The following is a 19419-nucleotide window of genomic DNA, read 5'->3' as shown; positions in this document are numbered from 1 at the left end:
ATATAATCTCACTTCTTTAGGCTCGTAGCTCAGCTGGTTAGAGCACCACCTTGACATGGTGGGGGTCGTTGGTTCGAGTCCAATCGAGCCTACCAACGAAATCGAAGCAACGCCTGAACACTGGCGAGGCTTCAAGTGCAGTAAAGCGCCGGTTCCTGCTTGTTTCACAAGGAAGCGCCAAAGGGCGAATACGGTTATGACACCGCGAACGTTTACCGAAACGACTTCGGAACGACGCTAGTCGAGGACCTCTTTCGCCCCCTGCAGTCTGGTTTGAAAAAGTGAATGCGGCCCCTCGAAAGCGGGGCCGCATTTTTTTTCGCCGCGAGCTTTTGCGCGGATCGGTTTGACAAACGAAACGACGTGCCGCTGCGGCACCTCTGGAGAAAAACATGGTTGCGATACGTCTGCCCGATGGTTCGGTTCGACAGTACGATCATCCCGTCACGGTCGCCGAAGTGGCGGCCTCGATCGGCCCCGGTCTCGCCAAGGCGGCGCTCGGCGGCAAGCTCGACGGCGAACTGGTCGACACGTCGGCGCTGATCGATCGCGACGCATCGCTCGCCATCGTCACGGACAAGGATGCCGACGGCCTCGACATCATCCGCCACTCCACGGCGCACCTTTTGGCCTACGCGGTGAAGGAGCTGTTCCCGGAGGCGCAGGTCACGATCGGCCCGGTCATCGACAACGGCTTCTACTACGACTTCGCCTACAGCCGCCCCTTCACGCCCGAAGATCTCGAAAAGATCGAAAAGCGCATGCAGGAACTTGCGAAGAAGGACGAGCCGGTGTCGCGCCGCGTCGTTTCGCGTGGCGATGCGGTGGATTATTTCAAGAGCATCGGCGAAAAGTACAAGGCCGAGATCATCGAGTCGATTCCGGGCGACCAGGAGATCAAGCTCTATTCGCACGGCGGCTTCACGGACTTGTGCCGCGGCCCGCACGTGCCGTCCACGGGCAAGCTGAAGGTCTTCAAGCTCATGAAGGTCGCGGGCGCCTACTGGCGCGGCGACGCGAAGAACGAGCAGCTGCAGCGCATCTACGGCACGGCCTGGACGAAGAAGGAAGACCAGGATCAGTACCTGCATATGCTCGAAGAAGCCGAGAAGCGCGACCACCGCAAGCTCGGCAAGCAGCTCGACCTGTTCCACATGCAGGACGAGTCGCCGGGCATGGTGTTCTGGCACCCGAAGGGCTGGACGCTCTGGCAGCAGGTCGAGCAGTACATGCGCGGCCGCCTGCGCGAGGCCGGCTACGACGAGATCAAGACGCCGATGATCATGGACCGCTCGCTGTGGGAAGCGTCGGGCCACTGGCAGAACTATCGTGAAAACATGTTCACGACGGAATCGGAAAAGCGCGACTACGCGATCAAGCCGATGAACTGCCCGGGCCACGTCCAGGTCTTCAATCACGGCCTGCGTTCGTATCGCGACCTGCCGCTGCGCTACGCCGAATTCGGCTCGTGCCACCGCAACGAGGCGTCGGGCGCGCTGCATGGCCTGATGCGCGTGCGCGGTTTCGTGCAGGACGATGCGCATATCTTCTGCACGGAAGACCAGATCATCAGCGAGTCGATTGCGTTCAACACGCTCGCGATGAGCATCTACAAGGATTTCGGGTTCGATCACATCGACATCAAGCTCTCGCTGCGCCCCGATTCGCGCGCGGGGACGGATGAGACGTGGGATCACGCCGAACAGGGCCTGCGCAACGCGCTGACGGCCTGCGGCCTCGCGTGGGAAGAACTGCCGGGCGAGGGCGCGTTCTACGGCCCGAAGGTCGAGTACCACATCAAGGACGCGCTCGGCCGCTCGTGGCAGTGCGGCACGCTGCAGCTCGACATGGTGCTGCCGGAGCGCCTTGACGCCGAGTACGTGGCGGAGGACAACAGCCGCCGCCGTCCGATCATGCTGCACCGGGCGATCCTCGGTTCGATGGAGCGTTTCCTCGGCATTCTGATCGAGCACCATGCCGGTGCGATGCCGCCGTGGCTCGCGCCCGTGCAGGCCGTTGTGATGAATATCGCGGAAAGTCAGGCCGAATATGCCGCTAATCTGGCCCAATCGTTGCAAAAACAAGGGGTTAGAGTGCAGGCGGATTTGCGCAACGAGAAAATTAGCTATAAAATACGCGAGCACACGCTCGAAAAGGTTCCGTACCTGCTTGTCGTCGGCGACAAAGAGCGTGAAGCACAAACGGTAGCCGTGCGTGCCCGTGGCGGTGTCGATCTGGGCGTGATGCCCGTCGACGCGTTCCTGGAGCGTCTGCGCGAAGACGTGCAGACGTTCCGGTAAACCACCGGAGCAGCGCGGCTCGTTTTTTTAATTTTTAGAGGAAACGTAACATCGCTACTGATAAGCCGCATCGCATCAACGGTGAAATTACTGCACCCGAGGTGCGTCTCGTCGGAATCGACAATGAGCCGCTCGGCATCGTAAAGCTGGCCGATGCGTTCCGCCTGTCGGAACAACAGGACGTCGATCTGGTTGAAATTGCCCCGCAGGCAGCGCCCCCGGTGTGCCGTTTGATGGACTACGGCAAGTTCAAGTACCAGGAGGCGAAGAAGCAGCACGAGGCCAAGCTCAAGCAGAAGGTCATCCAGGTCAAGGAAGTCAAGTTCCGCCCGGGTACCGACGACGGCGACTACAACGTCAAGCTGCGCAATCTCGTCCGCTTCCTCGAAGACGGCGACAAGACGAAGATCACGTTGCGTTTCCGGGGGCGCGAAATGGCCCACCAGGAAATCGGCATGCGCATGCTCGAGCGTCTGCGTACCGACCTCGATGAGGTAGGCCAGGTCGAGCAGATGCCGAAAATGGAAGGGCGCCAGATGATCATGGTGCTCGCTCCGAAGAAAAAGAAGTAAGCGTATGCTGTGCGCCTCAGGCGGCACGGCAGAGGCAGGCAGGTGAAGTTTGAAGTGCGCCGCGGCGACATTTGCAGCCGCGGCGGGAAGCAGGTTCCGGAACGGCACCCGCGCGCCGCACGAGCGTGCGGCAAACGGGCGTTTTTCCTGAAAGCGGCGGCCAGTATCAGGCTTTTTAAAAGCGGCCAGCTGCGAAAACAAGTGGAGTGGGTTTCGAAGGGCGGTCGAAGGGCAAGGTGTCTTGAACATCGAGCCAGCCGCACACCCATGTCCATCAAATAATGGAGTTATTCGTCATGCCCAAGATGAAGACCAAGAAGAGCGCTGCAAAGCGCTTCGTGGTGCGTCCGGGTGGTACCGTCAAGCGCGGTCAAGCCTTCAAGCGTCACATCCTGACCAAGAAGACCACCAAGAACAAGCGTCATCTGCGTGGTGCCACGGCCGTTCACGATTCCGATCTGAAGTCCGTGCGCGCAATGCTGCCGTTCGCGTAACTCAACCGATAACTCACAGGAGCTAAACATGCCTCGAGTCAAACGTGGGGTTACCGCACGGGCCCGTCACAAGAAGATCATCAAGCTGGCCAAGGGTTACCGCGGCCGTCGCAATAACGTCTATCGCATCGCCAAGCAGGCGGTCATGCGCGCGGGCCAGTACGCCTACCGCGATCGCCGCAACAAGAAGCGTGTGTTCCGCGCACTGTGGATCACGCGTATCAACGCGGCGGTGCGTCAGCACGACATGACCTACAGCGTGTTCATCAACGGCCTGAAGAAGGCGTCGATCGAACTCGACCGCAAGGTCCTGGCCGACATGGCGGTATTCGACAAGCCTGCATTTGCTGCGATCGTCCAGCAAGTGAAGGCCGCCGTCGCCGCCTGATCGTTACCCCGTCAAACGGGTATTGCGCAGGTTCGTTGCAGCAGACATTCCGGTTGTTTCGGTGATGCTGCAACAAAAACGGGGCTCCTCACCGAGCCCCGTTTTTGTTGGTGAATCGCGACCTGCGTGGTTCATGCGCATGCTTCATGCCGCGCTTTGTCTTTCGCGAGGCGCGGCTCAAGACTCAAACACTGACGCTGAAAAGATGGGATCAATGGATCTGGACCAGATTGTCGCCGACGCGCAAAGTGCCTTCGCTGCCGCCCTTGACGTCAACACGCTCGAGAACGAGAAGGCGCGCTTTCTCGGCAAGTCGGGCGCGCTGACCGAACTGCTGAAGGGACTCGGCAAGCTCGATCCCGAAACGCGCAAGACCGAAGGCGCGCGCATCAACGCCGTGAAGCAGCAGGTTGAGGCCGCCCTGACGGCGCGCCGCCAGGCGCTTGCCGACGCGCTGCTGAACCAGCGCCTCGCCGCCGAAGCGATCGACGTCACGCTGCCGGGTCGCGGCACGGGCACGGGTAGCCTGCATCCGGTGATGCAGACGTGGGAGCGTGTCGAGCAGATTTTCGGCTCGATCGGCTTCGACGTGGCCGACGGCCCCGAGATCGAGACCGACTGGTACAACTTCACGTCGCTCAACAGCCCCGAGAACCATCCGGCGCGCTCGATGCAGGACACGTTCTACGTGGACGGCAAGGACGCCGATGGCCGTCAGCTTTTGTTGCGCACTCACACGAGCCCGATGCAGGTGCGCTACGCGCGCACGCACACGCCGCCCATCAAGGTGATCGTGCCGGGCCGTACGTACCGCGTGGACAGCGACGCCACCCACTCGCCGATGTTCAACCAGGTCGAAGGCCTGTGGATCGAAGAGAACATCAGCTTCGCAGACCTGAAGGGCGTCTACTCCGATTTCCTGAAGAAGTTCTTCGAACGCGACGATATCAAGGTGCGCTTCCGCCCGTCGTACTTCCCGTTCACGGAGCCGTCCGCCGAAATCGACATGATGTTCGAAGAAGGCAAGAATGCGGGCAAGTGGCTCGAGATCTCGGGCTCGGGCCAGGTGCATCCAACGGTGATCCGCAACATGGGCCTCGACCCGGAGCGCTATATCGGCTTCGCATTCGGCAGCGGCCTGGAGCGTTTGACGATGCTGCGCTACGGCGTGCAGGACCTGCGCCTCTTCTTCGAAGGCGATCTGCGCTTCTTGCGCCAGTTCGCGTAAAGAAGCCACGCATCCGCGGTTCGTGTTGCGGACGCAGCACTGAAGTACCAGTGCGCGGTAGCCCGCAACACGTCGGTCTCAATCTGTCTGGAACGTAAAACGAAATGCTATTTCCCGAATCCTGGCTGAGAAGCTTTGTCGATCCGAAGCTCACGACCGAAGAGCTGGCCCACGCGCTCACGATGTCGGGCCTCGAAGTCGAAGGTCTGCGTCCCGCCGCGCCGCCCACTTCGAAGATCGTGGTCGGCCGTGTGCTCGAAGTGGTCAAGCACCCGGACGCGGACAAGCTGAACGTGTGTCAGGTCGATGCCGGCACGGGCGCGACGCTGAACATTGTCTGCGGCGCACCCAATGTCGCGCCCGGCATCAAGGTGCCGGTGGCGCTCGTCGGCGCGGAACTGCCGCCGGCCGAAGAGGGCGGCAAGCCGTTCGCGATCAAGCTCTCGAAGCTGCGCGGCGTGGAAAGCCAGGGCATGCTGTGCTCGGCACGCGAGCTCAAGCTTTCCGAGGACCACAGCGGCCTTCTGATCCTGCCGGAAGACACGCCCATTGGCCAGGACATCCGCGAGACGCTGAACCTCGACGACACCGTCTTCGAAGTCAAGCTCACGCCGAACAAGGCCGATTGCCTTTCGGTGTATGGCGTCGCGCGCGAGACCGCGGCGATCACCGGCGCGCCATTGAAGGCGCCCGTGTTCCCGATGGTCGAAGTGAAGCTCGACGAAAAGCTGCCTGTGAAGATCTCGGCGCCGGATCTGTGCGGCCGCTTCTCGGGCCGAGTGATCCGTGGCGTGAACGCGCACGCGAAGACGCCGCAATGGATGGTCGAGCGCCTGGAACGTTCGGGCCAGCGCAGCATCTCGGCGCTCGTCGATATTTCGAACTACGTGATGCTTGAACTGGGCCGCCCCTCGCACGTGTTCGATCTCGACAAGATTCACGGCTCGATGGACGTGCGCTGGGGGCGCAAGGGCGAAACGCTCAAGCTGCTCAACGGCAATACCGTCGAAGTCGACGAAACGGTAGGCGTGATCGCCGACGATCGCGAGATCGAAAGCCTCGCGGGCATCATGGGCGGTGACAGCACGGCTGTCTCGCTCGACACGAAAAATATTTATCTGGAAGCCGCGTTCTGGTGGCCCGATAGTATTCGCGGCCGCTCGCGCCGCTACAATTTCTCGACCGACGCGGGTCACCGCTTCGAGCGCGGTGTGGACTGGTCCACGACCGTCGAGCACATCGAGCGCATCACGCAACTGATCCTCGATATCTGCGGCGGCGAAGCCGGCCCGGTCGACGACCAGACTGTCAATGTGCCCACGCGCGAGCCCGTGAAGATGCGCGTGGCGCGTGCGGCTCGCATTATCGGCGTGCAGATCGGCGCGGACGAGATTGCCGGGATCTTCACGCGCCTTGGTCTGGCCTTCGAACGTGACGCCGATACCTTCAGCGTGACGCCGCCGCCGTACCGCTTCGACATCGAGATCGAGGAAGACCTGATCGAGGAAGTCGCGCGTATCTACGGTTTCGAGAGAATCCCGGCGAACCCGCCCGTTGCACGCAGCGAGATGCGCGCGACGAACGAGACGCGCCGCTCGATCCACGCGATCCGTCACGCGCTCGCCGCGCGCGACTATGCCGAGACGATCAACTTCAGTTTCGTCGATGCCGAGTGGGAGCAGGACTTCGCGGGCAACGACCAGCCGGTGCGTCTGTTGAACCCGATCGCGAGCCAGCTTTCGGTGATGCGCACGACGCTCTTTGGCAGCCTCATCAACGTGCTGCGCCATAACCTCAACCGCCGCGCAGACCGCGTGCGCGTGTTCGAGGCCGGCCGCGTGTTCCTGAACGATCCGTCGATCAAGGCCGGCGAGATGGCCGTGGAAGGCTTCGCGCAGCCGAAGATGATCGGTGCGCTCGCGTATGGTCCCGCGCTCGACGAGCAGTGGGGCACAGCGACGCGCGGCGTGGACTTCTTCGACGTGAAGGGCGATCTCGAAGCGCTGTTTGCCCCGAGCGCGGTGCGCTTCGTGAAGGCGGAGCACCCGGCGCTGCACCCGGGCCGCAGCGCACGCGTGGAAGCGGACGGCCAGGCCGTGGGCTGGATCGGCGAACTGCATCCGCGCTGGATGCAGAAGTACGACTTGCCGCACGCACCGATCCTGTTCGAGGTCGAGGCGGAGGCGTTGATGGCGCGCGAGTTGCCGACGCCTTCGGATGTCTCGAAGTTCCCGCCGGTGCGACGCGATATCGCGCTGGTCGTCGATCAGAAGATCGAGGTGCAAGCCCTGCTGGACGAGTTCCACCAGGGCATGCAGGACGAGCCGTGCCGGATTGTCCAGAGGGTTGCGCTGTTCGATGAATTTCGTGCAAAATCAAATACTTCCGGACTTGGCGCGGACGAGAAAAGCCTTGCCTTCCGGGTGACCCTGCAAGATACTGGCGGGACCCTTCAGGACGAGACGGTCGATGCGGCCATCAAGTCCCTGGTGGATCGCCTGGCTCGAGTGTATGGCGCCCGGCTGCGCGGCTGAGGCCTCGGTAGAAACTCAAGGCCTCAGACTTAAAGCCTCAGAGGCTCACGCGTTCCGTTGACAGGCTTCCGGCATGTGACTTCGTTGCAACCGGAAGCGCGCCATTTCAAAGATAGATGAACGAAATGAACTCGAGTGATTTCGAAGCCCTCCTTGCGGCACAGCGTAGCGCCATGATTCGCGAAATTCCTGCCTCGTCGTCGAACACCACGACGGACACGCCCACGCTGACCAAGGCCGAGCTGGCGGAACTGCTGTTCGACAACGTCGGGCTCAACAAGCGCGAAGCGAAGGACATGGTCGAAGCATTCTTCGAAGTGATCCGCGACGCGCTGGAAAGCGGCGACAGCGTCAAGCTGTCGGGCTTCGGCAATTTCCAGTTGCGCGACAAGCCGCAACGCCCTGGCCGCAATCCGAAGACGGGCGAGGCGATTCCGATCGCCGCGCGCCGCGTGGTGACGTTTCATGCGAGCCAGAAATTGAAGGCGCTGGTGGAAAGCGGCGCTGAAGCGAGCTTTACCCGTTAGAGCCGCAGCGGTGCTCCCGCCGCGGGACAGTGAGGCGGGGAGCATGACGAAGCGGCCACGCGATATTGCGCAACCACCACGACGGCAACCCGGCGATGACATCGACAAGCGAAAAGGTCGTCCTGCCTCCGATCCCCGCCAAGCGCTACTTCACGATAGGCGAAGTGAGCGAACTCTGCGGCGTGAAGCCCCATGTACTGCGTTACTGGGAGCAGGAGTTCACGCAGTTGAAGCCGGTGAAGCGGCGCGGCAATCGCCGCTATTACCAGCATCACGAGGTTCTGCTGATCCGGCGCATACGCGAGCTGCTGTACGAGCAGGGTTTCACGATCAATGGCGCGCGCAACCGTCTGGATGCGCACGGCGGCATGGTCGAGGAGCCGGGGCAGCCGGAGGTGGTGCAGGCGCCGGCAGGCGGGCAGGGGACGATGGCGATGGTGGACGTCGATCAGCTGCGCAAGGAGTTGCTGCACGTGCTCGACTTGCTGGGGCAATGAAGTGCCCGGCGCGAATTTTCGTGGCGGCGGTTCTAATTGGCCAAAGGCTCTGTTATACTGTTTAGCTCTTTCGGGGCGTAGCGCAGCCTGGTAGCGTACCTGCATGGGGTGCAGGTGGTCGGAGGTTCAAATCCTCTCGCCCCGACCAGAAGAATCAAAGGGTTACAGATTTCGGTCTGTAACCCTTTTTCTTTGCGCCGGCAGAAATTCCTTCGGCTTGCTTCATTCCCGCAAGTGGCCCGGTTGGTTGCATTCGCAACGCATAGACCTGGCAGTGCGAACAGGTTGCGGCACCCGTGGGCCGTCGCCGATCGTCGGACTGATGGAATCCGCGCACCGTTGGCGCGAAGGCTCTCGGAAGGAGGGCGCCGCTTCGCAACACCGCTCGAATGAGCGAGCAAGAATCGGCTGTCAATTTTTCTCACATATCGGTGAGAATCCTTCGTTATGAACCCTGCGCTGCGCACCGTACGATATGCGATGCGCCTCGCGCGCGCCCGCCCGCGTCCGGCAAGCTTTTTTCGAGCCCCCACGTCATGAATCCCGCCAATCTCGCGCAACTGCTCTTTCTCGCCGCTGTCTGGGGCGGTTCGTTCCTGTTCATCCGTCTTGGCGTGACCGGCTTCGGTGTGGCGCCGCTCATGGCACTGCGCGTCGGCATTGGGGCGCTGTTCCTGCTGCTCGTGCTGTTTTCGCGCCGCAGCGCGCGCGAGGCGATCAGCACCCTGCGCGAGCGCGCCTGGCCGCTGCTGGTGGTCGGCATCCTTAACTCGGCGGCGCCGTTCTGTCTTTTCGCGTGGGCCGAACTGACGCTTTCGGCCGGTGTAACGTCGGTCATCAATGCGACCACGCCGCTGTGGGGCGCGGTCGTGGCCTGGCTGTGGCTCAAGGACCGTCTGAGCGGACTGCGTGTCGCGGGCCTCGTGATCGGTTTCGCGGGCGTGCTCGCGCTTGTCGGCGACCAGATTTTCACGCATGCGGGCGACGGCGCGTCTTCGACGGCCACGGCGCTCGCGGCGCTCGCCGCGTTGGCTGCCGCGCTGCTCTATGGCATCGCCGCGAGCTACACGAAGCGCCATCTGACCGGCGCGACGATCGTGCTTCTGCCGTTCGCCGTGGCCACCTGGCCCACGGGGGCTCTTTCGCTCACCGCGTGGAGTTCGGTGCTGGCGCTCGGTGTTGTCTGCACGGGTGTCGCCTATCTGCTGTACTTCAAGCTCATCGCGGCCATCGGCCCTGCGCGCACGATCACCGTCACGTTCGTGATCCCGGTGTTCGGCATCCTGTGGGGTGCGCTCTTTCTCGGCGAGCGCGTATCGCCGGGCATGGTCGAAGCGTGTCTTGCCATCCTCGCCGGCACGGCGCTCGCGACAGGCTTCGTCAAGCGCCTGCCCGGCTTCGGCGCACGCCGGGGCGAGGCCGGCGCGAAGCAATAGGCGCGTGGCCCCAACCGTCGTTCGGTCGCCTCGAGCCGCCGCGCTCCGGCGACACGCTATTCCCTTGCACTTAAATACGTGAATACACGGCATTTTTTCATCCACCGGCCGTGATATTGGACGCCATGTGCAGTGCGATACAGACATTCACGGTTTAATGTGAAGTAGTCGGTAAATCGGAATGCAATGACTGTACTCGCAAGAAAAAACTACCTCGAAATGCCGAATTAATGCGCCATTGGCGCGTTTCATAATGCGCGTGTGAAAGCCATTGGTCAGGCGGAGCGCACTCAATTTCGTATGACTTCTGGCTCTCCACAAGGCCTTCGAACGACTAGCCGTGGCCACGTCCGGGCAGCCGCGGAGATTCGCGTTTAAACTGCGTTAATGTCGTTGGGTCAGCGGTGTAATCTTCGGTTATCCGCCGCGGCTTTCGCAATGAGGCGGGCGGCGTATATCGAGCCTGCACCAATTGCGTAACGCTGAATTGCGGTATTGAAGATTTATCGGGAACAGAAGAACCGGTAGTTTTAGCCCCGCGCCAGGCAGGGGGACGCATTGTCCATGTGTGTGGCGCGAATGAGCAAGCTTGAACCGCGCAGGGCAGGCCACGTATGCGGCGAGGCCTGAACGTACGTCGCACCAGTCACCCATGCGCGGGGCGAACGAGGCGACGGTGCAGTGCGGTCGACATTCGTCTCGGGGACTTATATGACTGAAAAGCAATCGGTCTGGCAAAGGCGTGCCGTGTGCGGCGCGCTGACCGCGCTGCTGGCGTTCGGGGCCGCCGGCGCGCAGGCTGACCAGTTCGGCGTTCAAATGGCGGCTGGCGTGGCCGACCACGACGTGAAGAAGCTCGATCTCGGCCTTGTCTGGGATCCGGGCCTGCAGTGGTGGCATATTGGCGGATTCCATTTCACGGTGGTCGGCGAGGCCCATGCGGCATATTGGGACCTGCATGCGCAGGATGCCGTGCGTCCGAACATCTGGGAATTCGGTGTAACGCCGGTATTCCGCATCATCAAGGACACGGGCTGGTTCCGGCCGTTCTTCGAGGCCGGCGTGGGCGTGCGGCTGCTTTCCCATACGCGCCTGACGCCCGATAGAACGTTGTCGACGTCGTTCCAGTTCGCCGACATGGTGGGCATCGGCGCGCAGTTCGGCGAGCATCAGAACTACCAGGCCGGGTTCCGCTTTCAGCACATTTCGAACGCGGACATCAAGGAACCGAATCCCGGCGAGGATTTCAGCGAGATTTATATCCAGTACAACTTCTAGACCCGGCCGCTCGCGGCGGCCTGCAGCACCTCAACCCTCGCGCTATGGCGCGAAGAGGAGACGTCATGGCAGTTGGCAGTCAGCTCACGCTCTACGCGAGCCGTAGTCTGAAGCACGGTCACCAGTCCGCGGTCGACTGGATTCTCGACGCGGCCAGGGCCGCGGGCGTGCAGGGCGCGACGGTGATGGAGGGCTCCGAGGGCGTCGACGCGCGCGGGCGTCTGCATGCGGCGCGCTTCTTCGAGCTGGCGGACGAGCCGGCCATGGTCGTGCTCATCGCCGAGGACGCGGTTATCGACGGACTGCTCGCCACGCTCGGCAAGGGCGGCGTGCCGCTCTTCTACACGCGCACGCCGCTCGAATTCGGGCACATCGGCGGCGCGTGAACGCCCGCCGGCCGTAGCCCGCGGCACCCACCCGACGCGCGAGTTCCGGTCGCGTCCCGCAACCCGCTAAACTGTCGGCTATTGACGCGGTGCAGCACGCACCGCCTCGCCGGCATTCATTCCGATACGCGATCGGCCGGCGTCGCAGACCCAGGAGCGAGGACGAGGATGGCAATCGAAACAGTAGGGATCGTGGGCGCGGGCACGATGGGCAACGGCATCGCGCAGGCCGTGGCAGTGGCGGGCCTGAAGGCCGTGATGATCGACGTGACCGATGCGGCGCTCGCCAGGGGCATGGCGACGCTCGCGCACAGCATGGAGCGGCTCGTCTCGAAGGGCAAGCTCGATGCAGCCGTGCGCGATGCCGCGCTCGCGCGCGTCGAAACCTCCACCGACTATCAGCGCCTCGCCGCCGCGGACCTCGTGATCGAGGCCGCCACCGAGAACGCCGAACTCAAGACGCGCATTCTCAAGCAGATCGAGGCGGCCGCGCGCCCGGACGCGATCATCGCGTCGAACACCTCGTCGATCTCCATCACGGCGCTCGCCACGACGCTGGCCGACCCGTCGCGCTTCATCGGCATGCACTTCTTCAACCCCGTGCCGATGATGCCGCTCGTCGAGGTGATCCGCGGTCTGCAAACGCGTGCGCAGGTGGCCGAGGACGTGCGGCAGCTCGCGCTGCGCCTCGAAAAGACGCCCATTGCCGTGAAGAATGCCCCAGGCTTCGTCGTGAACCGTATCCTCGTGCCGATGATCAACGAAGCGTTCTTCGTGCTCGCGGACGGCATTGCGAGCGCCGAGGAGATCGACGCGGGCATGAAGCTCGGCGCGAATCATCCGATCGGGCCGCTCGCGCTGGCGGACCTGATCGGCCTCGACGTCTGCCTTTCGGTGATGGACGTGTTCCTGAAGGACTTCGGCGATTCGAAGTATCGCGCCTGCCCGTTGCTGCGCGAGCTGGTGGCCGCGGGCCATCTGGGCCGCAAGACCGGCCGCGGCGTGTATCAGTACGACAAATGACGGCGATAGCGCGGGGCTCCCGCGCTATCGCCGCCGCTTCCTCAGCCCCGCACGCCCACGCGGTACTGCGTCACCTGGCGGTAGGTCGAGCCGGGGCGCAGCACCGCGGCCTCGTGCTCGGGCTCGCCCATGTTGATCTGGTTCGGAAAGCCGCCGGCTTCGAGGCATAGACCCGCGTGGCGTACGCAGGCGGTGCCGTGGCGGCCAGGCGTTCCCTCCAGGTGGTTTCCCGTGTAACACTGCAGCCCGCACTGGTCGGTCGCGACGAAAAGTTCGCGCCCGCTTGCGGGCTCGTAGACGCTCGCGACGGCGCGCAGCGCCGCTTCGCCCCCGGGCTTGCGCAGCCGGTAGCAATGATCGAAGCCGTCTGCCCGCGCGAGCTGCGCGTTTGGCCAGTCGAGCCGCGCCCCCAGCGGCGCGCCATGACGGAAGTCGAACGCGCTGCCCGAGACGTCCGCGATGCCGAGCGGAATCATCTGCGGATCGACTTCCAGGTAGGCGTCGGCGTCGATGGTGAGGACGTGGCCGCGGATATCGGAACCGGGTTCCCCCGAAAGATTGAAATACGGATGGCTCGTGAGATTGAGCGGCGTCGGCGCGTCGGTGAGCGCTTCGTAGTCGAGTGTCAGGGTGCCGTCGTCGTCGAGCGTATAGCGCACCTCCACGCTCACGTTGCCCGGAAATCCCGCGTCGCCCTCGGGCGAGTCGAGCCGTAGCGTGAGTGCTCCACGGTCGTCGACGACCTCCCAGATCGCCCGATGAAAACCTTGCGCTCCCCCGTGCAGCAGATTGCCGTTTTCGTTGCGGTCGAGCGCGTAGCCGACACCGTCGAGCGTGAAGTGCGCGCCGCCGATGCGGTTCGCCCAACGGCCGACCAGGCCGCCCATATAGGTGCTGGCCGTGTAGTAGGCGGCGGGTGTGTCGTGGCCGAGCAGGATATCGGCGAGGCGCCCGGCGCGGTCCGGCGCGAACCATGAAACGAGGGTCGCGCCCAGATCGCTGATCGTGACTTTCATGCCCTGCGCGTTGCGCAGCGTGTAGAGCCGGACGGGGTCGCCGCCGGGCAGGGTGCCCCAGGATTCGGAAGGCAGATGGGCGAGGCTGTTCATGAGGCGCGGTTCGGTTGAATTCATGGGTGGCCGGGGTCTGAGCGGGCGCGGGCGTCAGGCTCGGGGCGGCGCGGCAGGCGCGGGTGCGGCGCTGTCCTGGTACTCGCGCGGCGTGCAGCCCAGCTCGCGTTTGAAGACGGCATACATGTACTGCAGCGAGGTGAATCCGCAGCGGATGGCCACTTCGGCGCTCGACGCGTCGCGGCTCGCGAGCATGGCCTTCGCGGCGTCGAGCTTGTGGCGCAGGATTTCCTGATGCACGGTGCACTGGCGCTCGCGCCGGAAATACTCTTCCAGCGAGGAGCGCGAGATGCCGACATAGTCCGCCACCTGCTCGGTCTTGATGCCCTGGCACGCGTACTGGCGGATGAAGTGGCGCGCGCGCATGACGTGCGGGCTCGAGAGCGGCTCGTGCTTCGTCGATTCGAGCACGTTGATGCCGACCGGCGGCACCAGAATGCGCCGCCCGGGAAAGCGTGCGCCGCGCAGCATCTGATGCAGCAGGTGGGCGGCAGTCTTGCCCATTTCTCCCGTGCCCTGGATCACCGACGAAAGCGGAATACGCGTGAGCGTGCGCGTGAGCGGATCGTTGTCGATGCCGAGGATCGCGACCTGCTCGGGTACGGCGATACCGTGAATCAGGCAGGCCTGCAGCAGGTGGCGTGCCCGCGCGTCGGTCACGGCGATCACGCCGACGGGCTTCGGCAGGCTGTGCAGCCAGACGCTCAGTTGCTCGATGGCCTGGTTCCAGGAGGGGGCGCTCGTCGCGAGCCCGCGGTAGACGGGCGCATCGAGCCCCTCGTCGTGCGCGAGCTTCTGGAAGGCGAGCTCGCGCTGCTGGGCCCAGCGGTTTTCCTCGGCGGCGGGCAGGCTGTACATCGCGAGATGCGGCAACCCCGCGCCGATCAGATGGGTCCACGCGAGCGAGACGAGCTTGGCGTTGTCGGTGGCGATGTAGGGGACGTCGGGCGGGTACTGCGCGGCGTCCTCGAACGAGGAGCCCACCGCGACCACGGGCAGCCGGCAGCCCGCGAGGGCGTCGGCCACGGCGGGGTCGTCGAAGTCCGCGATGATGCCGTCGCCGTCGAAACGCTCGATGCCCACGAGGCGGCAGCGGAAATCCTCCTCCAGAAAGAGATCCCATGCCACGCGCGTGGAGCTCAGATATTGGCCGATCCCCGCGATGATCTCGCGGTCATAGACCTTGTTCGCGTTGAACAACAGTGCGATGCGGTGCGACGTCTGGGAAGGGCGGGTCATGGGGGCGCGGATGGCTGGCGGCGCGGGGCGTCTCGTCCGTTGTCTCGTGTTTTAGGCGTGCGGCTATTTTAGGCCGACATCGCGGCTGCCGTGCAGAGGGGAGGCGGGGCTGGCAGGAAACATTATCGGTATCCCGCAATTTCGCAATTGCCGCTCATCGCGCGCGGCGGGCAGTATGGCGTCACACAGCAAGGCGCGCATCGCTGCGCCGCAACATGACTGGAGACACCATGTCGTATTTCGAATCCATTCCCGCGCTCCGCTACGAGGGGCCGCAGTCCGACAACCCGCTCGCCTTCCATTACTACGACCGCACGAAAAAGGTGCTCGGCAAGACGATGGAAGAGCACCTGCGTATTGCGGTGTGCTACTGGCATACGTTCGTGTGGCCGGGCAACGACATCTTCGGGCAAGGCGCGTTCCACCGGCCGTGGCAGCAGCCCGGCGACGCCATGGAGCGCGCACGCCAGAAGGCCGACGCGGCTTTCGAATTCTTCTCGAAGCTCGGCACGCCGTTCTACACGTTCCATGACACCGACGTTGCGCCCGAAGGCAAGGACCTGAAGGACTACACAGAAAACTTCTCCCGCATGGTGGACTACCTCGGCGAGCGCCAGCAGGCGAGCGGCGTGAAGCTGCTGTGGGGCACGGCGAACCTCTTTTCGAATCCGCGCTACGCGGCGGGCGCGGCGACCAACCCGAATCCCGAGGTGTTCGCGTACGCGGCGACCCAGGTGTGCCACGCGCTCGACGCCACGCGCAAGCTGGGCGGCGAGAACTACGTGCTGTGGGGCGGCCGGGAAGGCTACGAGACGCTGCTCAACACCGACCTCGTGCGCGAGCGCGAGCAGTTCGCCCGCTTCCTTTCGATGGTCGTGGAGCACAAGCATCGCACCGGCTTTACGGGCATGCTGCTGATCGAGCCGAAGCCGCAGGAGCCCACCAAGCATCAGTACGACTACGACGTCGCGACGGTGCACGGTTTCCTCACGCAATACGGGCTGCAGAACGAAATCCGCGTGAACATCGAGGCCAACCACGCCACGCTCGCGGGTCATTCGTTCCACCACGAAATCGCCTCGGCGTATGCGCTCGGCGTGTTCGGCAGCGTCGACGCCAATCGCGGCGACCCGCAGAACGGCTGGGATACCGACCAGTTCCCGAACAGCGTGGAAGAACTCGCGCTCGCGTTCTACGAGATCCTGCGCCACGGCGGCTTCACGACCGGCGGCATGAACTTCGACGCGAAGGTGCGGCGCCAGAGCGTCGACCCCGAAGACCTGTTCTACGGCCACGCCGGTGCGATCGACGTGCTGGCGATCGCGCTCGAACGTGCCGCCGTGCTGGTCGAGAACGAACGCCTCGATCAGTTGCGCAAGCAACGTTATGCGGGCTGGGACACGGAGTTCGGCCGCAAGATCCTGGCCGGCGGCTATTCGCTGTCGTCGCTCGCCGCGGATGCCGTCGCGCACGGCGTGAATCCGCACCACGTGAGCGGCCAGCAGGAGCGGCTCGAAAACATCGTCAACCAGGCGATCTACGGGCAGCGCTGAGCCTCCGCACGCGCCGTGCCGCGAGGGCAGGGCGCGCGGGCGCATGTGCAGCACTTGAACGAACGCGCGCAAGCCGCTGCGAAAGCGGTACGCGCTGTCGACGCGCAGGTGCGCGACCAGGAAGGATGGAGACATGTTCATCGGAATCGACCTCGGCACGTCCGGCGTGAAAGCCGTGCTGCTGGATCGCGCGGGCGACGTGCTCGGCAGTGCGAGCGCGCCGCTCACGGCGAGCCGCCCGCAGCCGCGCTGGTCCGAGCAGGCGCCGCAGGATTGGTGGCAGGCCGCGCGCACGGCGCTGCGCGCGCTGATTGCCGAAGCGGCGGGCGCGGGTATCGAGGCCGCGCGTATTGAGGCTATCGGCCTCACGGGCCAGATGCACGGCGCCACGCTGCTCGATGCGAACGGCGAAGTGCTGCGGCCGGCCATTCTCTGGAACGATGGTCGTTCGGATGCCGAATGTATCGAGCTCGAACGCGCGGTTCCCGAACTGCATGCCGTGGCGGGTAATCTGGCGATGCCGGGCTTCACGGCGCCCAAGCTGCTGTGGGTGCGCAAGCACGAGCCCGAGGTGTTCGCGCGCGTCGCCCACGTGCTGCTCCCGAAAGACTATCTGCGCTATCTGCTGACGGGCGAGTTTGCCACCGACGCTTCGGACGCCGCGGGAACACTCTGGCTCGACATCGCGAAGCGCGACTATAGCGACGCTTTGCTTGCCGCCTGCGGGCTGACGCGCGAGCAGATGCCGCGCGTTTTCGAAGGCAACCAGATCACGGGTACGCTGCGCCCGGAACTGGCGCGCGAGTTCGGCCTGCGCGAAGTGCCGGTTGTGGCCGGCGGCGGCGATAACGCGGCGGGTGCGGTGGGCGTGGGCATCGTGCGCCCCGGCGACGCCATGCTCTCGCTCGGCACGTCCGGCGTGTATTTCGCCGTCTCGGACGGCTTTCGCGCCAATCCCGATTCCGCCGTGCACAGCTTCTGCCACGCACTGCCGCAAACCTGGCATCTGATGTCGGTGATGCTGAACGCGGCCAGTTGCCTCGACTTCACGGCCCAGTTGACGGGTTACGAGAGCGTGGCGGCCCTGCTCGCCGATGCCGAGGCGCATGCGAGCCCGCAGACCGATGCGCGCCGTCCGTGGTTCCTGCCGTATCTGAGCGGCGAGCGTACGCCGCACAACAACGTCAACGCCAAAGGCGTGTTCTACGGCATGACGCCGCAGACCACGCGTGCGGATCTCGCGAACGCGACGCTCGAAGGCGTGGGCTTTGCGCTGCTCGACGGCATGGATGCGCTGCATGCGGCGGGTCTCGTGCCGGACTCGATCACCGTGATCGGCGGAGGCTCGCGCAGCGCGTGGTGGACGCAGATGCTCGCCGATATCAGCGGACGCGCGCTCACGCTGCGTGCGGGCGGAGAAGTTGGGCCCGCGCTGGGTGCGGCGCGCCTCGCGCACCTCGCGCTCGAACCGGACGCCGCGCTCGCTGATGTCTGTCCGCAGCCGCCCGTGATTGCCGTGCGCGAGCCCGACACCGCTCGCCACGCGTGGTATCGCGAGGCGCGCCGTCCCACCTTCGGCGCGCTCTATCGCGCGCTCGAACCCGTTTTTGCAACCGGCGCCTGATTCATCCGGCGCCGGTGACGCAAAAAGAACGCGCGGCCAAAGCAGCCGCGCATGCCTGGCAGTCCTGTGGTCATGCCGAAGCGCCGCATTGTGCCGGCGCGTGTGCGTCCAACCACCATAGCCGTGCCATTTCCGCGCATCGCGTGGGGATGGCCTTCGACCATCAAGAGGAGTGGAGACATGAAATTCGCAAAACGCCGTTCGGTTCTGGGTTCGCTGGTATGCGGGGCCGTGCTCGCGAGCCTGTCGCTCGCGGCGCCGCTTGCGCACGCAAGCAAGGATCATCCGGAGATCGGCTTCTGTATCGATGACTTGCGCGTCGAGCGCTGGTCGCGCGATCGCGATTACTTCGTCGCGGCCGCGGAGAAGATGGGCGCCAAGGTGTCGGTGCAGTCGGCCGACGCCAGCGAGGAACGCCAGATCTCGCAGATCGAAAACCTGATCTCGCGCGGCGTCGACGTGATCGTGATCGTGCCGTTCAACTCGAAGACGCTCGGCAACGTGGTGGCCGAGGCGAAGAAGGCGGGTATCAAGGTCATCTCGTACGACCGCCTGATTCTCGATGCCGACATCGACGCCTACATTTCATTTGACAATGAAAAGGTAGGAGAACTACAGGCTCAGGGCGTCTATAACGTGAAGCCGAAGGGCAACTACTTCCTGCTGGGCGGCGCGCCGACCGACAACAACGCGAAGATGCTGCGCGCAGGCCAGTTGAAGGTGCTCCAGCCCGCCATCGACCGCGGCGACATCAAGGTGGTCGGCCAGCAGTGGGTGCCCGAGTGGAGCGCTTCGACGGCGCTGAGCATCATGGAAGACGCGCTCACGGCGAACAACAACAAGATCGACGCGGTCGTGGCCTCGAACGACGGCACGGCGGGCGGCGCGATCCAGGCGCTTGCCGCGCAGCATCTCGCGGGCAAGGTGCCGGTGTCGGGCCAGGACGCCGATCTCGCCGCCGTTCGCCGCGTGATCGCCGGCACGCAGACGATGACGGTCTACAAGCCGCTCAAGCTGATCGCGGGCGAAGCCGCGAAGCTGGCCGTCGAACTCGCGAAGGGCGAGCAGCCCGCGTACAACGCCCAGTACGACAACGGCAAGAAGAAGGTCGATACGGTCCTGCTGCAGCCGACGCTGCTCACGAAGAGCAACGTCGACATCGTGGTCAAGGACGGCTTCTATACGCAGCAACAACTGGCCAGCCAGTAAC

17 protein-coding genes and 2 tRNA genes are annotated in these 19419 nt (G+C 64.2%); 17 read left to right on the top strand and 2 right to left on the bottom strand.

Annotated features, from left to right (window positions below):
* Window positions 1–18: 18 nt before the first annotated feature.
* The 14 genes from V8683_RS26125 (at window position 19) to V8683_RS26060 (ending at window position 12663) form a co-directional block, all read left to right on the top strand.
* A tRNA-Val gene (locus V8683_RS26125) sits at window positions 19–95 on the top strand.
* A gap of 297 nt (window positions 96–392) precedes the next feature.
* Entirely contained in the window at window positions 393–2300 is a 1908-nt protein-coding gene (gene thrS, locus V8683_RS26120; RefSeq protein ID WP_411190006.1) for a threonine--tRNA ligase, read from the top strand.
* Window positions 2301–2350: 50 nt separating this feature from the next.
* Window positions 2351–2872, top strand: coding sequence for a translation initiation factor IF-3 (gene infC / locus V8683_RS26115; RefSeq protein WP_411190577.1), 522 nt, complete (start codon window positions 2351–2353; stop codon window positions 2870–2872).
* Window positions 2873–3168: 296 nt separating this feature from the next.
* A complete protein-coding gene (gene rpmI, locus V8683_RS26110; protein WP_027793434.1) occupies window positions 3169–3366 on the top strand; it encodes a 50S ribosomal protein L35 in 198 nt (65 codons plus the stop codon).
* 28 nt (window positions 3367–3394) lie between these two features.
* Complete coding sequence (rplT, locus tag V8683_RS26105) at window positions 3395–3754, top strand: 50S ribosomal protein L20 (RefSeq protein WP_028229343.1); 360 nt, start codon at window positions 3395–3397, stop codon at window positions 3752–3754.
* A gap of 214 nt (window positions 3755–3968) precedes the next feature.
* Entirely contained in the window at window positions 3969–4982 is a 1014-nt protein-coding gene (gene pheS / locus V8683_RS26100) for a phenylalanine--tRNA ligase subunit alpha (RefSeq protein ID WP_411190005.1), read from the top strand.
* Window positions 4983–5086: 104 nt separating this feature from the next.
* The gene (pheT, locus tag V8683_RS26095) at window positions 5087–7516 is read left to right on the top strand and encodes a phenylalanine--tRNA ligase subunit beta (protein WP_411190004.1); all 2430 of its coding nucleotides are present in this window, start codon (window positions 5087–5089) and stop codon (window positions 7514–7516) included.
* Window positions 7517–7632: 116 nt separating this feature from the next.
* Window positions 7633–8043: an integration host factor subunit alpha gene (locus tag V8683_RS26090; protein WP_027793438.1), complete on the top strand. Its 411-nt coding sequence runs from the start codon at window positions 7633–7635 to the stop codon at window positions 8041–8043.
* A 95-nt stretch (window positions 8044–8138) separates the two neighbouring features.
* Window positions 8139–8540 carry a MerR family transcriptional regulator gene (locus V8683_RS26085; RefSeq protein WP_411190003.1) on the top strand — a complete coding sequence of 134 codons (402 nt, stop codon included), beginning with the start codon at window positions 8139–8141 and terminating at the stop codon, window positions 8538–8540.
* A 71-nt stretch (window positions 8541–8611) separates the two neighbouring features.
* A tRNA-Pro gene (locus tag V8683_RS26080) sits at window positions 8612–8688 on the top strand.
* Between the two features lie 388 nt (window positions 8689–9076).
* A complete protein-coding gene (locus V8683_RS26075) occupies window positions 9077–9976 on the top strand; it encodes a DMT family transporter (RefSeq protein ID WP_411190002.1) in 900 nt (299 codons plus the stop codon).
* A gap of 711 nt (window positions 9977–10687) precedes the next feature.
* Window positions 10688–11254, top strand: coding sequence for an acyloxyacyl hydrolase (locus V8683_RS26070; RefSeq protein WP_411190001.1), 567 nt, complete (start codon window positions 10688–10690; stop codon window positions 11252–11254).
* 65 nt (window positions 11255–11319) lie between these two features.
* Complete coding sequence (locus tag V8683_RS26065) at window positions 11320–11640, top strand: DUF190 domain-containing protein (protein ID WP_411190000.1); 321 nt, start codon at window positions 11320–11322, stop codon at window positions 11638–11640.
* Between the two features lie 168 nt (window positions 11641–11808).
* Window positions 11809–12663, top strand: coding sequence for a 3-hydroxybutyryl-CoA dehydrogenase (locus tag V8683_RS26060; RefSeq protein ID WP_411189999.1), 855 nt, complete (start codon window positions 11809–11811; stop codon window positions 12661–12663).
* 41 nt (window positions 12664–12704) lie between these two features.
* Here the strand turns inward: V8683_RS26060 and V8683_RS26055 are convergent, their stop codons facing one another.
* A complete protein-coding gene (locus tag V8683_RS26055; protein ID WP_411189998.1) occupies window positions 12705–13796 on the bottom strand; it encodes an aldose epimerase family protein in 1092 nt (363 codons plus the stop codon).
* A 30-nt stretch (window positions 13797–13826) separates the two neighbouring features.
* Window positions 13827–15032, bottom strand: a complete 1206-nt coding sequence (locus V8683_RS26050) for a XylR family transcriptional regulator (RefSeq protein WP_411189997.1) — start codon at window positions 15030–15032, stop codon at window positions 13827–13829.
* A gap of 230 nt (window positions 15033–15262) precedes the next feature.
* On the opposite strand from V8683_RS26050, the gene xylA reads away from it, so the two are divergent.
* From xylA to xylF, 3 genes are all read left to right on the top strand, one after another.
* Window positions 15263–16585 (top strand): xylose isomerase, encoded by a 1323-nt coding sequence (xylA, locus tag V8683_RS26045; RefSeq protein WP_411189996.1) that lies wholly within the window; start codon window positions 15263–15265, stop codon window positions 16583–16585.
* 133 nt (window positions 16586–16718) lie between these two features.
* Entirely contained in the window at window positions 16719–18209 is a 1491-nt protein-coding gene (gene xylB, locus V8683_RS26040; RefSeq protein WP_411189995.1) for a xylulokinase, read from the top strand.
* A 180-nt stretch (window positions 18210–18389) separates the two neighbouring features.
* Window positions 18390–19418, top strand: coding sequence for a D-xylose ABC transporter substrate-binding protein (gene xylF / locus V8683_RS26035; protein WP_027793450.1), 1029 nt, complete (start codon window positions 18390–18392; stop codon window positions 19416–19418).
* Window position 19419: the final 1 nt, after the last annotated feature.

It is taken from the genome of Paraburkholderia sp. AV2 (assembly GCF_054968425.1).
Note: the sequence above shows the minus strand (reverse complement) of the source record. Positions and strands in the feature narration are given on the sequence as shown.